The organism is Cupriavidus sp. 8B (assembly GCF_054589115.1).
This window is the reverse complement of sequence record NZ_BAAILO010000039.1, coordinates 1-21,968: the sequence shown is the minus strand read 5'-3', so window position 1 is coordinate 21,968 and position 21,968 is coordinate 1. Positions and strand designations below refer to the sequence as shown.

Genomic DNA, 21,968 nt, shown 5'->3' with positions numbered 1-21,968 from the left:
AGCCGCATAGCGGCGCTGGCCCGGCTACAGAGGAAGAGCGCTATCGGCCAGGACGCAGACGTCATTGGGAACCTCGTACACGCTGTCCTGCAAGCATCTCGTCATTTCTTCCTGCAGTCGCTTGGTGCGCGGCATAGCGGAAGCCCAGGCGCGTGTTATCTGCCTGTCTGGTCCAATGCCGCAACGACGACAGCTATCGATCGACGATGATTCATTGCCTGTTCCCGCGCGATTTTCCTTGCCGGCTCCCTTGGCATTGCTTCGAGCCCGCCGAACATAGCCGACATCAATGCCAAGCTCGGCATTCGGCTTTGTCTCCTTGCACCACCGGCGCACGGGCTGGGCGCGCAGTAGGGATTTGCTGGCGGCCACGGTGTGATTGCGGGTGGTCACGTGCCTGTCGCGGCCGGACGTCGGTAACAGGAGCGCCATGACCCGCTTGGCCTGCCGGTAGGGCATTGTGGCCCCAGCTCTGCATGCAGCCATCGCAGCTCACCTGTGTTTGCGTCCGTCAAGTAACTTTTGAGCGGCGACATATATCTGGAGGCGTCAGCACCGAACTTGCAGGCTTTCCATCGTTCTCGGCAGTAGAAAACCTTCCCGAGCCTGGTCTTCAATTCCGAGCAATGACTATCGTGCAGGCGACGGCGCACGCCGCAGGCAACGCACGCTCTGCGCGACGCGCAAAAACGCTCGAGCTGCTCGACGAACTCCTGCGGGATGCAATTGACCAGTGACTTGCCTTCCGACGTCGCCGGAGGCCTGACTTCCGGCGGCCCGGTGAAGCCGCATTTCCTCGACCCGCTTGACCGCAGTTCCATCGCCATCATCGAACTCAAGAAATCCAAGAACGATTGAGCGTCGCATGGCAGCCCCCGTTTGTTACGTCGACTTCGCTATCTGTCTCCCAGTGTGACGAGGCGGATTTTTTGCAATTAACCGCCATAAATCAACGCAACCAGTCGACTCTTGCCAGTCCGGCGTCACGGAGCGCGACATCGAGAGCCTGGCCGAGCGCATCGACGGCGAAGGGCTCCTAACCCAGCGATAATGCCGGAACCGCGGCGAGAGCAGCCGGCGTGAAGGGGCGCTCTTCACATTGGCCTTCTCCCCTCAGAAGATATGTTTTACGCCAAGCATGGCGCCGAGCTGATTGCCGCCCGGCGCCGGGTTCGATCCTGTCGCCCCGGAACTGACTGACAAGGCCAGGCTCCCTCGATTGTCGATGAAGCCAGCCGTTGCATACACGGAGGTCCGCTTGGAGAACGCGTACGTTCCGCGCGCCGCGTATAGCCAGGCCTTATTGGCGCTGCCGTGGTAGCGCAGATGGAAAACCTCGCCGTCCACACTGAATGCCGGTGTTACGGCGTACGAGATGCCGCCGTACCAGAGATCGCTGAGCGGCGTGGCGGGATTGCCATTGTTGTCGCGCCGGATCCAGCCTCCGCCCAGCTTGGCCAAGCCGATATTCGCGTAGCCGTTGACCGACAGGCGATCGTCTTTCAGCCCGCTGCTGGTGAGACCCGCGAACGCCCCCGGCGCGCCACGCAGAGAATCATAGGCCACGCCTACGCCCCAAGCTCTTGCATCGTACTTCAGCAGGGCCGACCACTCTCTGCAAGCGAGGTGATCGGCGGGATTCTCGCCGGCACAGTTGGTGCCAGCCGGTCCCGGCCCCGCGTTGGCGCCGTCGCGCCCGAAGCTGTAGGTTGCGCCAACTGTCAGGCCGCCAAACGTGCCCTTGTACGAGATGGCGTTGTCCGCGCGGGCATTCGGCAGGTAGCTGTCTAGCGACGATGAGCCGAACGTGTTCGGTCCCAGCATGTCGGCGTCGAGCGTCGACCAGAACAGCATGGTGTACTGCCGTCCCAGTGCCACCTGGCCCCACGGTCCGGTAAGGCCCACCCAAGCCTGACGCCCAAACAGCCTACCGCCCTGGTTCGACACACCTGAGTCTGGCGCAAAGCCTGATTCGAGCGCGAATGCTGCCTTAAGGCCGCCGCCGAGATCTTCGGTGCCGCGCATGCCCCATCGCGAGGGCACCGTGCCGGACAGATTGTCCATGCGCGCCACGCTACTGTGGCCCGCGCCTATGTGGTTCACATACTCGATGCCGGTGTCGACCACGCCATAGAGCGTCACACTTTGCGCCTTGGCCGCGCAAGGCACTGCGAAGGCCAGGCTTGCCGCCAGAATCCGGAATCTCATCTCTTCTCCTTCTTATTCTAAATTCAATATGTCCAGGCGCGCAGCGACCCAGGCAGGCGCGGTCGCCGGCCGATGGCTACTGCGTTGTCAGTTACTAAGAGAAAATGTCAAACGGCGCGTTCGCGCTTGGCCGCGCCCTGCCGGCGAAGCAGGAGTGCAGCCAGGGCGGCGACCGCTGTTGGTGCGGCCATCCAGGCGACCATGGCCAGATAGCTCCACCCTTGTGACAGGAAGAATCCGCCAATCAAGGGCCCTAGCACCGTTCCGACGCGCCCCACGCCAAGAGCCCACCCCACCGCGGTAACGCGAATGCGCGTCGGATAGAGTTCCGTTACGACCCCGTTCATCAGGAGTTGTGAGCCGACCAGGCCGGCACCCGTCAGGAAGGTTGCGACCATGAGCAACTGGCCGTTGCCACCGCTTGCCGCGACGACGATGATTCCGAACACAGCGGCCGCGTATGACGCAGCGATCAGTGACAAAGGGTGGAAACGACGAACGGACGCACTTAGCAAGGCGCCGCCCATTACCCCGCCCAGGTTCAGCAGTGCGGTGGTAACGATGGAAAGCGACACGCTCATCCCCCGTTGCTTGAGGAGCGTCGGAAGCCAGGCCGTCATCGTGAACACAACCAACAGCGTGCAGAAGTAGGCGAGCCAAACCAGAAGCGTGGTCCGGCGGTGGTCACTCCGGAACAACTCGGATACGCTTGGGGGAGTCACTACGCCGGAGGTCGGTTCTTGCGCGATGGTCTTTTGCGACACAGCGCCGAAGCTCGGAGACTCGGGGAGCCGCAGAAGCAGACCCAGGGCCACCAGCAGCGGTAATCCGCCACCGAGGTAGAACACGACTTGCCAGCCAAACTTCCCGATCAGCGCGGCGCTGACGAAGCCGCCAACCACTGCCCCAAGGGGATAGCCCGAGAACATGATGGTCACCATACGGGCCCTGGCTGTGGGTGACGACACCTCCGAGGTCAGGGCAATTAGATTTGGCATGGCTCCGCCCAGCCCGATGCCGGTCAGGAAGCGCAGCACCAGCACCTGCTCGATGGAGCCGGCGTAGGCCGTCGCTAGGGCGAAGCCACCAAACAAGATAGTCGACCCAATGATCACGGGCCTTCGGCCGATCTTGTCGGCATAGGGGCCGACGAAGAGTGTGCCGACGGTCAGCCCCAGCAGGCCAGCCGCGAATACCATACCGAAGGAGGCCGCGGGAATGCGCCACGCCTCGGCAAGGACAGGAGCGACATAGGCGATGGCCTGCGTATCGAATCCATCCAGCAGTGCAACGAGGGCGCACCAGAAGGCAACTTCACCGGGAACTGCGCGCGTGGCCATTTGCGTCCCCGCCAACGAAGTACTTGTACGGTCCATGATTCTATCCAAGTAAAAGGGGCGATAGCGGCATCAAGCCGATTGCAGGCAGGCATAGTTGCCAGCGTGGAAGGCGAGGGGATTCGCATCGCAGTAGGTGTAGCGCTGCACGAGTCCGTAGAAGATCACGTGATCGCCCACGACCTGGTGGGAAATGCGCTTGCACTCGAACGTCGCCAGCGCTCCCTTGAGCGTGGGCAGGCTCCCGATTCCGCTATCGAATGCGTCCTCGATTTCCGTGAACTTGTCCATTTGAGGCCGGCAGAAGTGGCGTGAGATATCGATCTGATCGGCCTGAAGCACGTTGATGCAGAAGTGTTCTGCGGTGATAAACGTGGCCAGGCTGCCAGCGCCCCGACGCAAGCTCCACAGGACGATGGGAGGCTCCAGCGAAACGGAGCTGAATGAATTCGCGGTCAGGCCCTCGCGTTTGCCGTCGGATCCCATGGTTGTGATCAGGCAGACCCCGGTAGCAAAGCGCCCCAATGCGTTGCGCAGATCGCGCGGATCGAAGTCCGGCGCTGCTAGTTCGCCGTTCGGCAGATCGCCCGGCGAAGTGGCCCATGCACTTTCCCAGCTCATGATAGTCTCCTCAGAGTTTGTTCCCGAAACGGTGGTGCCGCTCAGGCTTACATGCATGTGCATGCTAAAATTCACTTCGCACCGACACTGCGACGCTGTATGGACAGCCACCGACCCGCCAGCATGAAGCCGACCAAAAAAAGTACCCAGTCTGTTGCTCAAGAAGCGAAGCCGAAAACCCGGGGCATCGAGCCTGCTAACGCTGCCGTTCCGGAGGGATTCGACCTCGAGCAATCGGTGCCGTATCTCCTCAATCGTGCTGGTGTAGGCATCGGCGTCGCCTTCTCGAAGTACCTGCGGCAGTTCGACATTACGTTGCCCGGTTATCGCGTACTCGCCTCACTCTCGCATCGCGACAAGCAAGCCATTGTCGAACTCGCGGAGCACACCAGCATCGACGTTTCCACGCTGTCGCGCCTGATTACTTCGCTCGAGGAGAAGGGCCTGGTTGCCCGCCGCCGCGACACTGCGGATGCGCGTTCAATCAAAATTCAACTGCTTGCCCCGGGTGCACAGCTCGCTTCCCAGACCATCCCGCTTGGTGCCTTGTTTGAAAGGGTGGCCATCGCCGGCTTCAGCGCGGAGGAAGTTAAGGTGCTCAAGCAGATGCTTGTGCGCATGTATTCCAATCTCTCGCCGCTCGCCGGATAAGACCAATCTATTTGCATTTGCAAGTTATTACAGAGTATAGATTCTCGCATCTGACCTGAGCGGGTTTTTTGCGTCGGGGTTTTTCCCAACGGGGAATTCCCTAGAAAAGCACAGAAAACCGCGTAGTTCCTTGTACAGACGCGGCGCAACATCGCACTGACATCCTAAAAATCACTCGACCGAGGGTAATTCCCTACGTCCACATATTTGCGTTTGCAAATATGTGGACGTAGATTGTAGGCAGGCAACGACGCCATGTCCCGAAACGAGTGCAGCGATGAACGATTTCCCCAACCCCACCCAGGCCTCCCGTGTGGATACGGCAGACGCCCCAGGCAGGCACTCGCCAGTGGCGAGCGCGCCCGAACTCTCCAAGCTGATGGAGCGCGCCATGGAGATCTCGGAAGGCTTCCTGAGGCCGCATGCCCAACAGACCGAAGAGGCACGACGCGTCTCCGATGAGGCCACGGCGCTCTTTCGCGAGGCAGGCTTCTTCCGGCTCATGCAGCCTGCGCGCTTCGGTGGCTACGAGTACGGCTTCTCGGCATTCGTGGACATCATCAGCGAGCTCGGACGAGGCTGCCCCTCGTCGGCCTGGGGCTGCTCGCTGGGTAGCGTCCACCAGTGGCTTCTCGGCACTTTTCCGGCTCAGGCTCAGGAGGACGTCTGGGGCACCAACCCGGATGCTATCGTGTGTGGCTCCTATGCGCCGACGGTAAAGGCCGAGCGCGTCCAGGACGGCTACGTCGTCGCCGGCAGATGGCACTGGGCTTCCAATATCGACAATTCCCAGTGGGCGTTGATCGGCGTGCAGTTCGCGCCGGACGACGAGACGCCGGTGCCACATGCCGGGTTCCTGCTCGTCCCGCGTGAGCAATGGACGATCCATGACGACTGGTTCACCGCCGGCCAAGCGGGAACCGGCTCCAAGGCCGTCGAGATCAAGGTGCCCACGCTGGTGCCGGCACATCGGAAGCTGACATTCGCTCAGGCCTCATCTAACCTGCCGCCCGGCGCGGCGGTGAACACCAATCCGCTCTACCGCATCCCCTTCCTGTCGGCGCTGCCGGTGTGTCTGGTGTCGCCGATTCTTGGTGCCGCGCAAGGCGCTATCGATGCCTTCCTTGCCGCCGCGGGCTCGCGCGTCACGCGTGGCGCCGTGGCGGGGGGAGGCAGCCGCCTTGCAGAGTTTTTCCCGGTCCAGTCTCGGGTCGCGGAAGCGTCGGCGATGATTGATGCCGCCCGCCTGCTGATCTATCGCGACGTGGCCGAAGTAGAGCGACTTGCCCTGGCTGGCCAGGAAATCGACGTCGATACACGCATCCGCAACCGACTCGACCATGCCTTCGCCGCGCGGCTCGCCCGCGATTCGATCAACGCCATTTTCGATAACACGGGCGGCAACGGCCTGGCGCTGTCGCAGCCGATCCAGCGCCTCTGGCGTGACGGCAATGCCATCGCCAAGCACATCAGCCTGAACTGGGATGCGGTGTCGTCCATGGCTGGCCAGCATCTTCTCGGCCTGGAGGCCAAGGGGCAGTACTGAGCCGCGTCGATGGCGCCTCCCTCGCGTTCGCCCGGGCTTATCCCGGGACCTTAGATTCGACAACAAGGAACACCATGCAAGGAAAGATTGGACTGGAAGAGCATTTCGCCATTCCCGAAACGCTGAACGACTCCGCCGGCTTCGTCCCTGGCGACTATTGGAAGGAATTGAGCCGGCGACTGCTCGACATCCAGGACGACCGCCTGCGGCAGATGGACGAGAACGGCATGGAGATGATGCTGCTGTCACTGAATGCACCGGCGATCCAGGCGATTCCCGATCGCAAGAAGGCGTGCGAGCTGGCCATCCGTGCCAACGATTTTCTGGCGGAGCAGGTGGCGCGGCGTCCAGACCGGTTCCAGGGGCTGGCTGCACTGCCGCTGCAGGATCCGGACTTCGCCACGACGGAGCTGACGCGTTGCATCCGGGATTTGGGCATGCGCGGCGCGCTGGTCAACGGCTTCTCGCAGATAGATTCACCCGACAATGTCGTCTATTACGACGCGCCGCAATACGCATCGTTCTGGGCTGCTGTGGAAAAGTTGGATGTTCCGTTTTATCTGCATCCGCGCAACCCGATCGCATCATGGGCCCAGATCTACGAAGGTCACCCCTGGCTGCTGGGTCCGACGTGGGCCTTCGGGCAGGAGACCGCTGTCCATGCCTTGCGCCTGATGGCTTCCGGTCTGTTCGATCGGCATCCCGCGCTGCAGATCGTCCTCGGCCACTTGGGCGAGGGACTGCCGTACAGCCTGTGGCGCATGGACAACCGCAATGCCTGGGTCAAGACTCCCAAATCTTATCCAGCGCAGAAGAGCTTCCGCCACTATTTCCAACGCAACTTCCATCTGACCACATCTGGCAATTTCCACAACCAGACGCTGATCGATGCCATTCTGGAGGTCGGCGCGGACCGCATCCTGTTCTCGACGGACTGGCCTTTCGAGAACGTCGATCATGCCGCGAAGTGGTTTGACCACGCGAGCATCAGCGACGCGGATCGCGAGAAGATCGGCCGCGGCAATGCCATCAAGCTGTTCAAACTGAAGTAGCCGGCTGGCGTCCGCCGCGGCGGACGCCAGCACCTTCATCCGGATCATGGCAACAATGAAAGACATCGACGAAGTCAGCATCACCCAGGCTGTGCTCGCAGCCAACCGCTCGGGGAATCCGCGCCTGGTCAAGATCATGGAGAGTCTGGTCAAGCACCTCCACGAATTTGCCCGTGAAGTGGAGTTGACGGAGGAGGAGTGGCATCAAGGGATCTGCTTCCTGACCGAAACTGGCCAGATGTGCGATGACAAGCGCCAGGAGTTCATCCTGCTATCCGACACGCTTGGTCTCTCCACGCTGGTGACTGCATTGAACAACCGCAAGCCGCCTGGCTGCACCGAGGCCACGGTATTCGGCCCGTTCTACGTGGAAGACTCGCCCGTCGTGGAGAACGGCGGGGATATCGCCAACGGAGCCAGTGGCATCCCGTGCTTCGTTTCCGGGACCGTCAGGGGACTCGGCGGCGAACCGGTCGCGGACGCGGAAGTGGCGGTCTGGCAGTCCGATGACGAAGGCTTCTACGATGTCCAGCGTGCCGGGCTGGATCACCTGCAGGGCAGGGGGAGAGTCCGCACAGATGCCACGGGTGCCTTCCATTTTCGCTCGATCCTGGCCGTGCCCTATCCGATCCCCTATGACGGTCCGGTAGGCCGCATGCTGCAAGCTCTGGAGCGTCATCCGTGGCGGCCGGCGCACCTGCACTTCAAGATTGAAGCCGAAAACTATGACCGGCTGATCACGCACATCTTCCGCAGCGATGGCCCGTATCTTGACTCAGATGCCGTGTTCGGCGTCCGCTCGACCCTAGTGTCCAACTGGATCTCGCACCCGGCCGGCATCGCGCCCGACGGGACTGCACTGGATCAACCCTACTACACCTTGCACCATGACTTTGTCCTCAACCGATGCTAATTCCCGTCACAGTGATTCCACCTTTCAGGAGCCGCGCATGATCCGTCATATAGTCATGTGGAAGGTCGCGGCCGGCAGCGGCGCCGAACGCCAGGCCGCCTGCGAACTGGTGAAGCGCCAGTTCGAGAGCCTGGCCGACCGCGTTCCCGGGCTGCTGCATATTGAGGTTGGCGTGGACATCAGCCATATCGACTACGCCGCTGATGTCGTGCTGCTGTCCGACTTCGAGTCGGCGTCCGCGTTGCGCGCCTATGCTGACCATCCCGCCCATACCGCAGTGCGCGACGCACTGGAAGGCGTGCGCATTTGGCGGCAGCAGGTGGACTACGCCGTTCCCGACTGAAAGGAAGCGAGCCGGCCATCACCGAGATGGTCGCCAAGGTACATCAATGGTTCGACAGAAAGGGGAGACTATAAGCGACATGTCCTTTGGACAGCGCGACAAATAGCTCCAATGGGGGTTACGTCGGAACAGCGCCGATCTGTTGCAGCAAGGAAAGCAGATCAGGTTGCCCGCGCTCTTCAACAAATTGGCCACCGGAGAGGCGATAGAAGTTCGTCGCTTGTACTTCAATCTTTTTACCTGTAGGAGGAACGCCGAAGAAGGTGCCTTGGTGCGTACCACGCATCGTGAACCGAGCTGCCACATTCTGACCTTCGGCGACCAACTCTTCCAACGTCCATTGAATATCCGGAAATCCGCCGCGCATCATGCCTATGATCTCAAGATAACCGGCCGGGCCCACCACGGGGTCGGGCCGACCCGGAACATGGAATATTGCGTGAGGAGAAATGAGCTCTTCGGCGAGTTGCTCGCTGGCGGTGTTGATGAAGTCCACAAAGCGGGACATGATTAGTTTGTTTGTTTCTGCCGTCATAATATGCTCAGCCTCTCAAAAAAAGTATGGACAACTGTCCGTCGTTGACTGCCGCTAGGCAGATCAAACTTTGATCCACGCCGGTGCCGTCACGGGATCCCAGCCCAATTTGCCGTAGTGATGTTCATTTCACCGTTCGGCTTGACGAATCGGCCGTTGCTCAGAGGATCAGCATCAACCGACTCGAACTCGCCCACGTTCGCTGGATGCGAGTCTCCGCGCTTGACGGCAGTATCACTTGCGCGCCCAGTGTGGCCGCCAGCGCTGCCGACTGGGCTGGGTTGCGATGTCCTACCACCACCACCTCATCCTGTCGATCAGGTAGCAGGCTGGCGAAGCCCTGCCCACGTGCCCGGTGCCCCCAGATGCGCGCTCCGAATGTGTCCTCCTGTCCGTGAAGCGCGATGGACACTGTACGACAGCAAACCAAACGCGATAAATTGGTAAAACGCTGATTTACTGCAAACGAGATATTTCTAATGGACCGTCTTACTGCCATGCAGATCTTCGTCAAGGCCGTCGAGACCGGCTCGTTCTCGGCGGCAGCAGACGCTCTGCAGACCTCACCCCAACTGGTTGGCAAGCATGTCCAGATGCTGGAGCAGCACCTGGGCGTTCGATTGCTCCGCCGCACCACCCGGCGCCATAGCCTGACGGAAATCGGCAAGACGTTTTACGAGCGGGCCAGAATCATCCTTGCCGAAGTGGAAGCCGCAGAATCACTTGTCGCCGAGACCCGCGCCACACCGCGCGGTCGACTCAAGATCAACGCACCAGTCACTTTCGGAATCCATGCCTTGACGCCCAGGCTGACCGACTACCTGACTGCCCACCCGGAAGTCACCGTGGACCTCACCCTCACAAACCGCATGGTCGACCTGATCGATGAGGGCTACGACGCTGTGTTCCGGGTGGGCGAATTGGCCGACAGCGGCCTGATGGCCCGCACGCTGCGGCCTTATCAACTCGTGCTGTGTGCGGCGCCGACCTATCTCACTAATTGTCCGGCACTAAATCACCCGATGGATCTGCAGCAACACCAATGCCTCGGCTTCTCCCATACCTCTCTGCGAACCCATTGGGACTTTTGTAGTCCAGATGGCCGCATCACCGTGCCGGTGACCGGGCGGCTGATGGCAGACAGCGGTGAAGCCCTGCGCATGGCTGCAGTGGCTGGGCAGGGCATCCTTCTGCAGCCCCTTGAACTGGTGGAGGCTGATCTGGCTGCCAGCCGACTGGTGCGCCTATTACCGGACTACGAACCGCCAACCCGTCCAGTCCATATCCTCTACGCCCCGGACCGCCGGATGACGCCGAAGCTGCGCAGCTTTCTAGATTTCGCAGTAGAGGTGTTCGGATAGACGGCACTAGTGCAAATCCGAGGCGGCGGTGGTTGATGTTTGGTTCTTTGACGTGTGCAAGCTTGCACGAGGTCGATTGGGTATTCAACAGACGGCACTTCGACCGGGATGTCATGGTCCTGTGCATGCGTTGGTACCTGAAAGCGCGCCAAAGTGGTCGGGACGTTGGCCACGTGCTTACATCAACCCAAGTACGACATTAGAAAAAACGGCCAAAAGTGCTGTGATGTTGTTGTTGTTGTTGTTGTTGTTGTTGTTGTTGTTGTTGTTGTTGTTCTCACAGTGATACTTGTGTTAAGTCGTGAACATGTGAATGAATTGGGGGGCGCACCATGCCGGCACAACCATTCGGCTTACGAGGCGTGGCCATCGGCCGGCTGGAAAGGCCGGCTGGAAACGGGAACGCTCCCGCAGGAATCCGAGCGTGGATGCGAGGACTTGCAGGAGCTGTCGTGCCGCGAGCACGGATGTTCCCGAACTGAGCTCGGCGTTGCCGCTACGACATATCGCCAACGCCGAGAAGAGCCGCCGCGTATTACTGCCCCCCACCGGCGCCGCGACGAACTCAAGAAAGCCATCGAATGCCGGCGGCAGGGATTGCGGCTGCCAATTAAGAAGGTTGCACCGGCAGCACGCCGCCCCAGAGCAGTTAGTTCTGTGCAGTTCTCGAAGGTACGCCGCTGCGCGCCAGTTCTATCGCAGGTAACCCCCGGTAGACGGGCCCTTCGTTCGTGATGGCGGTAATGGTGCTCTTGAGCACCGGCTCTCCACCGATCCGCAGCGCTCGCTGAGCCATTTGCACGCGAGGGCGGTCCTTGCGTCTACGCATCTGCAATACCTCGACATCCTGTCGATAGTACAGACTTCCCTTGCTACCCGGTGGCGCACTGACCGCACGGATGAATCCGCGGCTGACGTACGAGTAGAGCGTCTGCGACTTGATCCCCAGCATCGCCATGGCGGCCCTGGCATCGATCAGTTCGCTGGGACCGTCCCCCTGTCTTCCTGGTTTGCTTTCATCGTCATTGATGCTCTTGCCAGCCGCCAGCACTGCAGCACGTGAAGTTCCTGGTCGGACAGCACTTCGTGCGGCGGTATGCCAGCGCCGGAATGCAAGTCGGATTCTGATGTTCGTCATTGCTGCATTTCAGGAGGCATCGCTAAGAGAGGTCGACTGGACGTTTAGAACTTCATTTGATTCCCAAAGCACACGACGCCGGGAACACCGGCTTCTGCGCGCTGTTCGGCGAGCGCGATGCCCTCACGTTGTCGCTCGCGGATAGGCCGCACCGCCAACCCATCGGAGTAGCACCTCTGGCTTGGCAAGAGGTGCTCACTCTTTTAGCCCTGCAATGCGGGCATTACCACTTCCTGCATAATATGCATCCCTTCGGGCGTGCTCCAACTGCCCGCAAGCTCAGCAACCACCTGATTCGTACTGGAGAGCGTGACGCCGTTCTTTTCCATGCGGCGCAAGGCCATGTCCTCGCTGATTTTGCTCGGCGAGCCGCCGGCATCGGCGATGACGCCAGGGTTGCAGCGTTCTCCATTATCGGAATGTGCAATTGGACTGCGTGGTGGTTCAATCCCGAAGGACAAGTGTCTATGGAAGATGTAGCCGCACAGATCGCAGACATGGCCCTGAGTTCGGTCGAACTTCCGGCCAACCGCAAGTTGAGTTCCCCAGGGCCGTCGGCGATTCTTCAGTTGCTTCGTGATGACTTGAGCTTGCTGGAGCGCAGCCTGGAAACGGTTACATCGGATAAGCACAGGCTTCCGAATAACGATAGCGTGCTATGACCCCTGTTCCCGGCTGAGCTGTAGGCGTTTAGGGGAAATGCTGTGGCAATTTCCATATAGGGTCCCGTTTGAGAGGGGCTTCCGAGCACGGCGAGGGTGTTAGCTTCCAACTGCAGGTTAATGACTGTCATAGGTTTGGCTGGAGATTCTGCAGGCCGATCCAACGGGAAACGATATGAGAGCGGTTTCCTGTTACTTCCTCGACGTCGACCTAGGCAGTGATACCGCAGGGCCCTTGAAACAGGCCCTTGATGGTCGCCCATCTGGGCGGGATACCTAGCAGGTGCCGATAGGAATATGCTCAGATCGGGCTGCGCATCAGCCTGCACGTGAGCGCGGAAGGTTTCATACATGACGCCGCGGCACAGGTCCATGGCCGGAGCAGGGCGATCGAGCTTCGTGGCAGAGCACGCCATGAGGACCAACGGGCGAGCGACGGCCGCGCGGACAATTTCATCAAAGAGGTAGAGCTGTGTGGGATGCGCTGACATCGGGTGACCTACGTGGTGAATGTAGATCCAATCTACAGGGGCCTGCCGGAAGTCAAGGTCGCGGTTCCCGGCGAGGTCAAATGCGCCGACCAGCCTGCTTGCGGCTCTGCGCACCGACAGGCGAGGCCTTGCTACGCGTGTCGCCGGCTTCGTACTTGGTACATCATATTTCGGGCGGCCACGCATATCGCCCTGGCGGACCCCGCTGGATGAGCGTTGCGGCTCCTCAACCAGTCGTGTGCGCTTCTCTGGCGGTCACCTTCGTTAGCACTGGCGCGAGAGCGGACGTTCTCCGATATAATTTCACTTTCGTGAAATAACGATCGGGCTGTTTGTCTCGCGGCTCTGATCTTCTTGAACTCGATATGCCACGCCCATTGCCAGATTCAACCTTGCCATCCCGCGCCGCGATCAAGATGAGCTCGCATCTTGGGGATAGAGTACGCGCGACTCGCGCTGCCCAGCGCCTACCAATCGATCAGGCCGCCCGAACGTGCGGGGTTTCCGTGGGTATGCTGTCGAAGCTGGAGAACGGGAAGGGTGTTCACCTTGACTATGTTCTCCGCGCTCTAGACGGCTTGGGTTTGACCATGCTAGTTGTGCCGAAGGATCACGTGCCTCTCCTCGAGCAGGCGGCGTCCCATGCGGCACGAGAGTCTAAGGTGTACGAAGAAGGGCGGGGCAGGGATCGGGCGTGGGATTAATCGCCGTCGACGCACGTCAGCTCGCACGTAAGGAGCCTGTTCGACGCAATCGCGAGAGGGATTTGAGGGAATCGTCGGATTCTTGCAATTAACCGCCAGCATTAAATGCCAACGTCAAAGGATGTCGGCTCAGCCGGTCCAGCAGCATCAGATAGCGCATGCGCGTGGCGGTGCTGTAACCAAGTGCGTCCGGCGATTGATGCCCGCTTTTGCGATGGCAGGGGGAAGATTGGACCTTTCGACGTGTTCATGCGCGATGCGGGTTGCGCTTGAGGCGGGCATAGCGCGGATAGTGGGCGTCCAGCATCTCTTCTATCGCCTGCCGGCGGTCTCCCTCGTCGGGGTCAGGGGCGCACTCGAGCAGGTTTGTGTCCAATGGCTATCTGGAAGCCAATGCCCTTGCAGCCAAGCTCGATGGCACCCCCGCCGCCCTGCCATCAGGAAGATTTTCTACGGACGGTGCGGCCTAACAGCCCAAGCCGACGTCGAGGAGGTGACGGTAACCGCGAGCATATCGTGTCCCGTTGGGTCGTCCTGAAGGATCTCCAGCCGAACCAGCTTGCCCTCACCCATGGTGGCTACCGCTACTGGGCCAAAGCCAGGCGCCTGCGCATTTTCCGCCGCCGCGGCGCGATGAGTTGCTGCAGATGGCGGTAAGCGTGGATGACGCGCTCGCCGACCGAGAACGGGCCAGCGTGGCGGAAGTAGGGCATGCCGTTGGGAAAGCGCCCGATTTTTTCAGACGGTTGGCAGGACAAGCCGTTCAGGTACTGGCCGAGCTGGGAGCGCTGCATCGCGATGCAGCCGCTGGGGTTTGGAGTTTCCTCTCGTGGCCGCTTGTTGGAAACGTATTGGTGATTTAGCGAATTCAGCGTGAAACTGACAAGGCGCGACTCGCGCCGCCAATGGCGTCCGCCGCAGCGTGGCGAGCGATTAGATTAGAACGTAGGGCCTTCCCTCGTGCCAGTCGCCGCAGCGGCGATGCGTTCCTGTTCACGCGCGATCTCGAGAGTGTCGCGCAGTTTGAGGCGTAGCATCTCGATTCCGCCAACGTAACCCCCAAGGGCGCTTGTCGCACGTTCCTCGATCTCGTCTGCCGACGTCAGTCCAACTGCAACGAGCGCGCAAATGTCTTCGCGATCGTTATCGGCGAGCCGCGCGATTTTGCTGACAGCGAGATCCACGGGGGAGAGCACGCGCACCTGTATCTGATCCAGGCCCAGGTCCACCGGTATAGAGTCTTCCTGGTAGTCCTCGTGCATCAGCGCGAACGTTGGATTGTAGTTGGTGTCCAGGTAGATGACCTGAGGCGTCCCGTCCTCCAAAACCACGTCCACAAGCACATCCTGAGGCAGCAGCACCCGCCCAGCGAACTCGGCATCAACGTCCGTCGTGACTCGGCTTGCCGTATAGAGGTGCACGGCCATCCCGCCAGCCAGGTAGACCGTCAGTGGCTGCCGAAGGGAAAGGCGCTGCTCAAGCTGTTTGAACAGCTCGCGAAGGCCCTCGGCAAGTGCCGTGCGGGTGTGAAAGGAAATGTTGCGGACCATTTTAGTGAGGCCGCAGCTGCATCGTCAGCATATCGCGCAGCCGAGGCAAGCCCAATACCCAGCCTTTCCGAACCACCTCAGCGCTGGACACCTTGTCGGTCGGATGCAGACGGAAGTATTGGTCGCTTGCATGCATCAAGCGACCTGATTCCACTGGCAAACGCGACTGCAGCACCATCGCGGCAAGACGAAAGACGTTGGCTTCTCGCTGATCGAATGCTGCCGTGACGTCACCGCGCGCCGCGGCCGCGCACCGGCCCAAGACGTTGCGCTCGTCGTCCCTCGATGTCATGCTTTTGCTCCGAACGTTCTGTTGCTGGCCAATTGCTAGCCAGTAGTCCAACTGTACCGTTCCCAGTGGCCCCAAGGCAATCTCGACGGGCGGCACTTGGTAGCGCCGCGCTAAATGCGGCGCGTAAAGCACATAATCGTTATTATGCTAAATTGTTATGCTATATAACAATGAGTGCGGCGATCCCATTGGTTTGAATGGGACCCCGACAGCCGCGAAAGCCTGCAGGCAGCGACGCCGCCCACGGCTCGATATCCAGCCGCGGTCTTGGGGGTGGCAGCAACGCGCAAACCTGCGCAGATTGCTACTCGGACCCAGGCGGTGATGTCCGAGAAGGATGAGCCCCGAGGGTATCCCCCCGCGTGGAGTTGGACGTCCCGAACAATCGCTTCGTCGCCAGCGCATTGACCCGACCCGAGCGCGTTAGACCGCCATGCCGAATTGTGTAAGGATGGAAACCGTCTGCGTAAGGCCTTGGGCGGTCAAAGTGCTCAAATGCTTGGGGACAGATTTCGGTGGGTTCTTGAGCGATGCACGGTGTTCTGCCACTGCGGCGAGAACTTTGCCTGCGTTAAGGTCAAGGAGATCCACGATGAAATCGTCTGTGTGGATCGCCTCGATGTTGAACTTGTCGAGCGCCGCCTTCGAGAAGTCCTTCATGTTAAACGTGATGATCGCTTCGGCCCCGCTATGGATGGCGGCAGCGACCACATACCGATCATCTGGATCGGGCAAAACGACGGACGCAATCAGATGCTCATACCCGGCGACCAGCGACTCACGGACATTCTGATTCCTTCCTATGATCGGCGTGCCTTGATGGTGGTAAGTGTCGTATACGACACCCATCCTCCGGGGTGACGGGGGATGGTGCGACTTTCACATATGAAAGTTACGAGTCGACACTCTCGAAAAAGCGCCTATTGCGGCACGTACGAGGGGTCGAATGGCGCGTAAGTAGGGGTATCCGTACTTTTTGCGCAAAATCTGGCGATGATTGCCCAGAGGGCCGCTTGCAGCAAGGCTCCGCAGGCCCACCTCTTTCCTTTCGCGAGGCAGGCAATTTAGCAAGTCCTGGATCCGTATGGATTTTCGGATCAAAACCGCCAGATTTTGCGTAAAAAAGTACGACGACCCCAACAAGCGCGATGCGTTGCGCGGTGAGCTTCGCGCGTGGCGACGACGAGACAGGCGGCCATCATGTTAAATCGTCCGATTTTGTGAAATGTACGCGGGAAGCGAACGCACTCAAAAGATCGGACAATGCACAATGTCTGCAAATGCCCCAGGAGGCACATTTTTTGCATTGGATACGCCCAGCCCTTCCTGTCATCTTCGCCCTCCCAGCGGTGCCGTCTCCCGATTTCGAGTCCACTTGGCCAGCTCCCATATGCCCGCACGGACCGTGCCGCGTGTCCGACCAGTTGACCATTGACGCGAGCTTCTCTTTTCTCGGCGGCCAACCGCTTCAGCGCCTTGAGCTCCTGCGCACAGCATGCCTCATACGTCACCATCTTTGATCGAAATTGATTCGAGAATGATTTGAGAAGCATTCTCCGATCAATTTTGATGTACGATTGATTGGAGATCAACGTCGAATCATTCCTGAGTCACCCAGATGGCAAGAATCGAACTGTTCGAGGGCATCCTAAAGCTCTTCAGGGACCGCGCCGCCGCGGGCCAGGTCGAATTGCGTCGCCGCGACGTGGAAGGCGCTGTGGATGCGCCTCCGGCCACCGTTCTCCGTTATCTGGAACGGCTTGAGGCCGACGGGATGATCGAGCGGCTCGGCAGGTCTTCCAGCACGCGATACCGGCTCGTGGGATTGGCGCAACCGGTCGCCCGGGTATCGAGCACGCCACCAGCAGCAGCGCAGGTGGGAACTGCCGCGCTGACCTGGTCCGCCGAGGCTAGGAATCTGATGGCCAAACTCGATGCTCCATTGGGCGTACGTACCCCCGTCAGCTATCAACGGAAGTTTGTCGAGGACTACCAGCCAAACCAGACCTTCTTGCTTCCCGAGTCCCTGGCCAACGAGTTATACAGCGAAGGCCGGATGCAAGGCCAGCAGCCAGCAGGTACATACGCGCGCAATGTCATCGCTCCGCTGCTGATCGATCTGTCGTTCTCATCCTCTCGTCTTGAGGGGAACAGGTACTCCAGGCTTGATACGGAGGTCTTGTTCAAAGCGGGGCGTGCAGATCCCGGCGATCGGGATGCGACGATGCTCCTGAACCACAAGCAGGCCATCGAGTTCCTGATTGATGAGGTACCGCTATACGGGTTGAGCGTACCGATCATTCGCAACCTCCATACGCTGTTGATGCAAGGGTTGCTCAAGGATGAGGATGCACTGGGGACCATCCGCAATAAGGTGGTAAGCATCAGCAATACCGTGTACGTCCCCTCGCACGCCCCGCAATTGCTAGACGAGATGCTGACGCAGATCATCGAGAAGGCAAAAGTGATCAAAAATCCCGCGGAAGCAGCGTTCTTCCTTTGGGTGAACATTGCATACCTCCAACCTTTCGAGGATGGGAACAAGCGTACCAGTCGTCTCAGCGCAAACATCCCGCTTCTGCTCTACAACTGCGCCCCGCTCAGTTTCCTCGATGTCAGCGATGACGACTACGGTAGAGCTAGGATCGGCGTCTACGAACTGCTTGATGCCAGTATCGCTGCCGACCTGTTTGCCTGGACTTATCGCCGATCAATCGCGAAGTATGCCGCCCAGATCGCGGCGGCCGGGCAGCCCGATCCATTCCGAGCAAAGTATCGAGAGACGATCCACGAAGTCGTCGCGCAGGTTGTGCGAGACCGAGAGCCCCTAACCAAAGTGATCGCGGATCTCGGCCTAGAGCCTGGCATTGCTGCCCAACTCCAGGAGATGGTCAAAGGTGATCTCTCCAGGCTTGGAGAGCACAATTTCTCTCGTTACCGCCTACGGATGAGAGAGGTACAGCAGTGGCTCGCCGACGGCCGGCCAGTAGGCGACTGATCGGAATGCGCGGCAAGCCCCGGCCATCAGACCGGAGGCCAAGGATGGCGACAGCACCTGCGACAGCGCCACCAACCGCGCGAAACGAAATCTCTCTATCACGGTCACCGGTTTCCAGCAGTGATCATCAGTCAGGCAGTACGCTGGCATTTCCGGTTTTAACTCAGCCTGCGTGATATTGAAGAACTGTTGTTCGAGCGCGGTATCGTCGTGAGCTATGAGACGATCCGTCGCTGGTGCGACAAGTTCGGCGCGGGCTTCGCACATCGCGTCAAGGCTACCCGCCGCAAGCCAGGCAGTATCTGGCACCTCGACGAAATGTTCGTTACGCTGCGCGGCGAGCCTTATCTGCTGTGGCGTGCAGTCGATCAGCACGGCGCCGAACTTGATATCCTGCTGCAGAAGCGGCGTGACAAGGCCGCGGCAAAACGGTTCTTCAAACGCGTACTCGCGGCCTGTCTTGAGGCGCCGCACAAGATCGTCACTGACCAGTTGCGCAGCTATCCGGCGGCGAAGGCCGAGATCCCCGAACTCGCGCACGTCAAGCACGTGTTCGTCAAAGCCGCTGCCCGGGTGAACAATCGGCCGAGAACAGTCACCTGCCGGCCCGCGAGCGGGAGCGGCGCATGCGTGGTTTTCGCGACCCGAGGCGCACGCAGGCATTCCTGTCGAGCTTCTGTCCCGTCCGGCAGCACTTCGCGCTCACGCGCCATCTGCTGCGCGCGGCCCTCTATTGCAAACAGCTTGCTGTTCGTCGATGAATCTCGCCGTCCACTATGTCATCGCAGCGGTGTGCATCTATAACGCCTATGACTTTGACGCGGTCGAGGCGTCTGGCTGGCTCGCCCTGCCATTGCCGCCGCCGTAGAACAAAACAAAAGTGACGCCGCCTCGGAGAAGGCGGCCTTGGTGGTAGGAGACTGGACACCAGCAAATTGCGTTTGGCATGACGACGGCTGACCCGCTCTGGATCACCTACCCAACGCCCGCATATGCTGACGGGCAAGTCCGCGACACAAGTCGGCACATGTCGAGTCAGACCTGGAAACGCGACACGCCGGTGCGCAAGCCGTCGGCAACTAGCGTCAGCTCGTCGATCGCCTGGCTGGACTGCCGCAGGGATTCCACGGTTTGCTGGGCGGCCTCGGACAACTGCATCAGCGCCTGGTTGATCTGTTCGGCGCCGCCGGCCTGGGCCTGCATGCCCTCGTTGACCATTTGCACCCGGGGGGCCAGCGACTGCACCTGGCCGATGATCTGGGAGAGCTGGTCGCCCACTTGGCTCACCTCCGACATGCCGCGGCGCACTTCCTCGGAAAACTTGTCCATCCCCATCACGCCGGCCGCCACCGCGGACTGTATCTCCCGCACCATCTGCTCGATATCGTAGGTGGCAACCGCAGTCTGGTCGGCCAGGCGCCGGATCTCGGTGGCCACCACAGAGAAGCCGCGGCCGTATTCGCCGGCTTTCTCGGCCTCGATCGCGGCGTTCAGGGAAAGCAGGTTGGTCTGGTCCGCCACCTTGGCGATAGTGGTGACGACCTGATTGATATTGCCCGCCTTCTCATTGAGCGTGGCCAGCTTGGCGTTGACCGAGCCGGCGGCTTCCATCACGTGGTGCATGGTCGATTCCATGCGCGACAGGCTCACCTGGCCGGTGCCGGCCAGGCCGGCGGTCTGTTCGGCGGCGCCGGAAACCTCGGCCATGGTGCGGACCAGGTCGCGCGAGGTGGCCGAGATCTCGCGAGAGGTAGCGCCGATCTCGGTGGTGGTGGCGGCGGTTTCCGTGGCGGTGGCCTGCTGCTGGCGCGCGGTGGCTGCGATCTCGTTGACCGAGGTGGTCACCTGGATGGCCGAGCGCTGGGCCTGGCCGACCAGTCCGGTGAGTTCGCCGGTCATCTGGTTGAAGCCCTGCTCTATCTCGAGGAATTCGTCCTTGCGGTTCAGCGACAAGCGCTGGCTCAGATCGCCGCCGCGCATGAGGGCGAGCAGACCCACGATGCCCTGCATCGGCACGGTGATGGCGCGCAAAAGTAGATAGCCGCAGATCGCAGCGGCGAAAGCTGCCACCAGCAAGGCCACCTCAATGCTCGTCTTGGCCAGATCGACCGAGCCGGCGATATTGGCTGCGCCCTTCTGGGCCATGCTATCGTTGTCAGCGACCAGGGCCTGCGCTGCCTTGCGGCCCTCGACCCAGGTGGTGTGGAGCGGGCCGAGAAGGGCGGCCTGAGCTGCTGCGGCGCCAGGCCAGGCAGTGGGCTCACTGAAGATGCGAGACGCCTGTTCGTAGTTGGCGCGGATTTCCTTGTAGGCATGGAAGCGCATCCGGTCGTCGTCACGGAAGATGGTGGCTTCATAGCCTTGCTCCAAAGCGTCCAAGCGCTGCTTGGCGTCGCGTGCCAGCCCGAAATAACGCTGGCGTTCTTCGTCACTGGATGCGGTCATCGTCTGCCAGCCCAGGACATAGAGTTCGCTCCATGTGGCGCGCAGCGCAGTGCTGTAATGGAGTCCGGGCAGGGCGTCCTTCTGCATAACGTCGCTTTCGCGATTGATTGCCGACAGCCGGTTGTGCGCGACCACCCCCATCAGCGCCATGATCAGCAGGATGAAAGCGAAGCTGGCCAGGATGCGCGTACGGATGGTCCAGTAGTTCACGGTGCGGTTCTCTTTAGGATTCTTGTGGGAATGCAGTGCGCTGCAAGCAACTGCCGTAGCGGTCAGGGCGACTGCCGGGGCCGGAGTCGCCTAGGTTACTGCAAGGGATCAGGCGTTTCAATGGCGCCCGCGCGTCGCCCCAATTAGGCGGGCGCGCTGCGACGAGCGATCCTTCATATGGTAGAGGCATAGAATTGTCCGGCAGCGGGTACGCGTATTTCCTATACCTTACGCAGTGTGATCATGGGCTCGACGTCTGCCAGAAGGATGCGCGTACCGCAAAGCATTTTGAAACCGAGCCTGGACTAAATGACTCGATCGACCGCCCGACGATCATGCTCGACGACCTTATTCAAGTACTTGGCCTCGCGGGCCGTCCATTCCGAGCTATCGTCGAGCCGCACTACTGTCAATGATAGCGGTCGACGTGCCTACAGGCGGCAGTCCACCGATCCAGGAGTCCATTTCCGCCTTCGGCGAACCAGCTTCCGCTAGCAGGAGCGTGGGGGAAGGCCGACGCTCGAGTGGGGCAACCCAAAACGGACAAGGGGCTTAACGCAGTAACCCCCAGATTCTATTGGTGGGCCTTCCGTGAGTCGAACACGGCACCAACGGATTATGAGTCCGCTGCTCTAACCAGGCATGAGCTAGAGGCCCGATGGAGCGGGTGAAGGGAATCGAACCCTCGTCATAAGCTTGGAAGGCTTCTGCTCTACCATTGAGCTACACCCGCGCGCGATGCGCGGCATGATAGCAGCTACCCCAATCGGCGTGGCACGATTTGTTCGGTTGGACAACCTTAATCTTTCTGCGCCAGCCTCGAATTGCGGCCCCAAAGTAATCGGCTTGCCACGAGCGGTCATTAGGAGACGGCGCCATCTTGACGCCGCATTTATGCTCCCGCTCAGGAT

The 21,968-nt window shown here is 60.4% G+C and carries 20 protein-coding genes, 2 tRNA genes and 2 pseudogenes; 10 read left to right on the top strand and 14 right to left on the bottom strand.

What is annotated here, in order from left to right; translation table 11 throughout:
* Positions 1–27: 27 nt before the first annotated feature.
* The 4 genes and pseudogenes from ACYP5B_RS04230 to ACYP5B_RS04215 form a co-directional block, all read right to left on the bottom strand.
* Positions 28–867 (bottom strand): annotated as a pseudogene (locus tag ACYP5B_RS04230) (ISKra4-like element ISBusp5 family transposase); the annotation flags it as partial.
* 246 nt (positions 868–1,113) lie between these two features.
* On the bottom strand, positions 1,114–2,208 hold the full coding sequence (locus ACYP5B_RS04225; protein ID WP_459568666.1) for a porin: 1,095 nt from the start codon (positions 2,206–2,208) through the stop codon (positions 1,114–1,116).
* 107 nt (positions 2,209–2,315) lie between these two features.
* A complete protein-coding gene (locus tag ACYP5B_RS04220) occupies positions 2,316–3,584 on the bottom strand; it encodes an MFS transporter (protein ID WP_459568665.1) in 1,269 nt (422 codons plus the stop codon).
* A 33-nt stretch (positions 3,585–3,617) separates the two neighbouring features.
* Positions 3,618–4,229 carry a flavin reductase family protein gene (locus ACYP5B_RS04215; protein WP_459568664.1) on the bottom strand — a complete coding sequence of 204 codons (612 nt, stop codon included), beginning with the start codon at positions 4,227–4,229 and terminating at the stop codon, positions 3,618–3,620.
* A gap of 60 nt (positions 4,230–4,289) precedes the next feature.
* On the opposite strand from ACYP5B_RS04215, the gene ACYP5B_RS04210 reads away from it, so the two are divergent.
* The 5 genes from ACYP5B_RS04210 (at position 4,290) to ACYP5B_RS04190 (ending at position 8,671) form a co-directional block, all read left to right on the top strand.
* Positions 4,290–4,817 carry a MarR family winged helix-turn-helix transcriptional regulator gene (locus tag ACYP5B_RS04210; RefSeq protein WP_459568663.1) on the top strand — a complete coding sequence of 176 codons (528 nt, stop codon included), beginning with the start codon at positions 4,290–4,292 and terminating at the stop codon, positions 4,815–4,817.
* A gap of 277 nt (positions 4,818–5,094) precedes the next feature.
* Entirely contained in the window at positions 5,095–6,363 is a 1,269-nt protein-coding gene (locus ACYP5B_RS04205; protein WP_459568662.1) for an acyl-CoA dehydrogenase family protein, read from the top strand.
* A 74-nt stretch (positions 6,364–6,437) separates the two neighbouring features.
* A complete protein-coding gene (locus ACYP5B_RS04200) occupies positions 6,438–7,415 on the top strand; it encodes an amidohydrolase family protein (protein WP_459568661.1) in 978 nt (325 codons plus the stop codon).
* Between the two features lie 55 nt (positions 7,416–7,470).
* The gene (locus ACYP5B_RS04195) at positions 7,471–8,328 is read left to right on the top strand and encodes an intradiol ring-cleavage dioxygenase (protein ID WP_459568660.1); all 858 of its coding nucleotides are present in this window, start codon (positions 7,471–7,473) and stop codon (positions 8,326–8,328) included.
* 37 nt (positions 8,329–8,365) lie between these two features.
* Entirely contained in the window at positions 8,366–8,671 is a 306-nt protein-coding gene (locus tag ACYP5B_RS04190) for a Dabb family protein (RefSeq protein WP_459568659.1), read from the top strand.
* 118 nt (positions 8,672–8,789) lie between these two features.
* On the opposite strand, the gene ACYP5B_RS04185 is transcribed toward ACYP5B_RS04190, so the two are convergent.
* Positions 8,790–9,179, bottom strand: a complete 390-nt coding sequence (locus tag ACYP5B_RS04185; protein ID WP_459568658.1) for an ester cyclase — start codon at positions 9,177–9,179, stop codon at positions 8,790–8,792.
* 506 nt (positions 9,180–9,685) lie between these two features.
* Between ACYP5B_RS04185 and ACYP5B_RS04180 the strand changes: the two genes are divergently transcribed.
* Complete coding sequence (locus ACYP5B_RS04180; protein ID WP_459568657.1) at positions 9,686–10,567, top strand: LysR family transcriptional regulator; 882 nt, start codon at positions 9,686–9,688, stop codon at positions 10,565–10,567.
* Between the two features lie 649 nt (positions 10,568–11,216).
* Here ACYP5B_RS04180 and ACYP5B_RS04175 read toward each other — a convergent pair.
* Entirely contained in the window at positions 11,217–11,705 is a 489-nt protein-coding gene (locus tag ACYP5B_RS04175; protein ID WP_459568656.1) for a hypothetical protein, read from the bottom strand.
* Between the two features lie 56 nt (positions 11,706–11,761).
* Here ACYP5B_RS04175 and ACYP5B_RS04170 point away from each other — a divergent pair, with 56 nt between their 5' ends.
* Positions 11,762–12,367: a hypothetical protein gene (locus ACYP5B_RS04170; RefSeq protein ID WP_459568655.1), complete on the top strand. Its 606-nt coding sequence runs from the start codon at positions 11,762–11,764 to the stop codon at positions 12,365–12,367.
* 856 nt (positions 12,368–13,223) lie between these two features.
* Complete coding sequence (locus ACYP5B_RS04165) at positions 13,224–13,562, top strand: helix-turn-helix domain-containing protein (protein ID WP_459568654.1); 339 nt, start codon at positions 13,224–13,226, stop codon at positions 13,560–13,562.
* 247 nt (positions 13,563–13,809) lie between these two features.
* On the opposite strand, the gene ACYP5B_RS04160 is transcribed toward ACYP5B_RS04165, so the two are convergent.
* The 5 genes from ACYP5B_RS04160 to ACYP5B_RS04140 all read right to left on the bottom strand — a co-directional run bounded on the left by ACYP5B_RS04160 (position 13,810) and on the right by ACYP5B_RS04140 (position 16,253).
* The gene (locus tag ACYP5B_RS04160) at positions 13,810–13,938 is read right to left on the bottom strand and encodes a hypothetical protein (protein ID WP_459568653.1); all 129 of its coding nucleotides are present in this window, start codon (positions 13,936–13,938) and stop codon (positions 13,810–13,812) included.
* 208 nt (positions 13,939–14,146) lie between these two features.
* The gene (locus ACYP5B_RS04155; RefSeq protein WP_459568652.1) at positions 14,147–14,356 is read right to left on the bottom strand and encodes a hypothetical protein; all 210 of its coding nucleotides are present in this window, start codon (positions 14,354–14,356) and stop codon (positions 14,147–14,149) included.
* A gap of 144 nt (positions 14,357–14,500) precedes the next feature.
* Entirely contained in the window at positions 14,501–15,112 is a 612-nt protein-coding gene (locus ACYP5B_RS04150; RefSeq protein ID WP_459568650.1) for a DUF6036 family nucleotidyltransferase, read from the bottom strand.
* A gap of 1 nt (position 15,113) precedes the next feature.
* Positions 15,114–15,404, bottom strand: coding sequence for a hypothetical protein (locus ACYP5B_RS04145; protein WP_267600393.1), 291 nt, complete (start codon positions 15,402–15,404; stop codon positions 15,114–15,116).
* A gap of 423 nt (positions 15,405–15,827) precedes the next feature.
* Entirely contained in the window at positions 15,828–16,253 is a 426-nt protein-coding gene (locus ACYP5B_RS04140) for a hypothetical protein (RefSeq protein ID WP_459568649.1), read from the bottom strand.
* Between the two features lie 769 nt (positions 16,254–17,022).
* On the opposite strand from ACYP5B_RS04140, the gene ACYP5B_RS04135 reads away from it, so the two are divergent.
* Complete coding sequence (locus tag ACYP5B_RS04135) at positions 17,023–18,402, top strand: Fic family protein (protein WP_459568648.1); 1,380 nt, start codon at positions 17,023–17,025, stop codon at positions 18,400–18,402.
* Positions 18,403–18,459: 57 nt separating this feature from the next.
* A pseudogene (locus tag ACYP5B_RS04130) lies at positions 18,460–19,163 on the top strand (IS6 family transposase).
* Between the two features lie 274 nt (positions 19,164–19,437).
* Here ACYP5B_RS04130 and ACYP5B_RS04125 read toward each other — a convergent pair.
* The 3 genes from ACYP5B_RS04125 to ACYP5B_RS04115 all read right to left on the bottom strand — a co-directional run bounded on the left by ACYP5B_RS04125 (position 19,438) and on the right by ACYP5B_RS04115 (position 21,790).
* A complete protein-coding gene (locus ACYP5B_RS04125; protein ID WP_400102908.1) occupies positions 19,438–21,057 on the bottom strand; it encodes a methyl-accepting chemotaxis protein in 1,620 nt (539 codons plus the stop codon).
* 578 nt (positions 21,058–21,635) lie between these two features.
* Positions 21,636–21,714 (bottom strand) — tRNA-Ile (locus tag ACYP5B_RS04120).
* A gap of 2 nt (positions 21,715–21,716) precedes the next feature.
* A tRNA-Gly gene (locus ACYP5B_RS04115) sits at positions 21,717–21,790 on the bottom strand.
* Positions 21,791–21,968 lie beyond the last annotated feature (178 nt).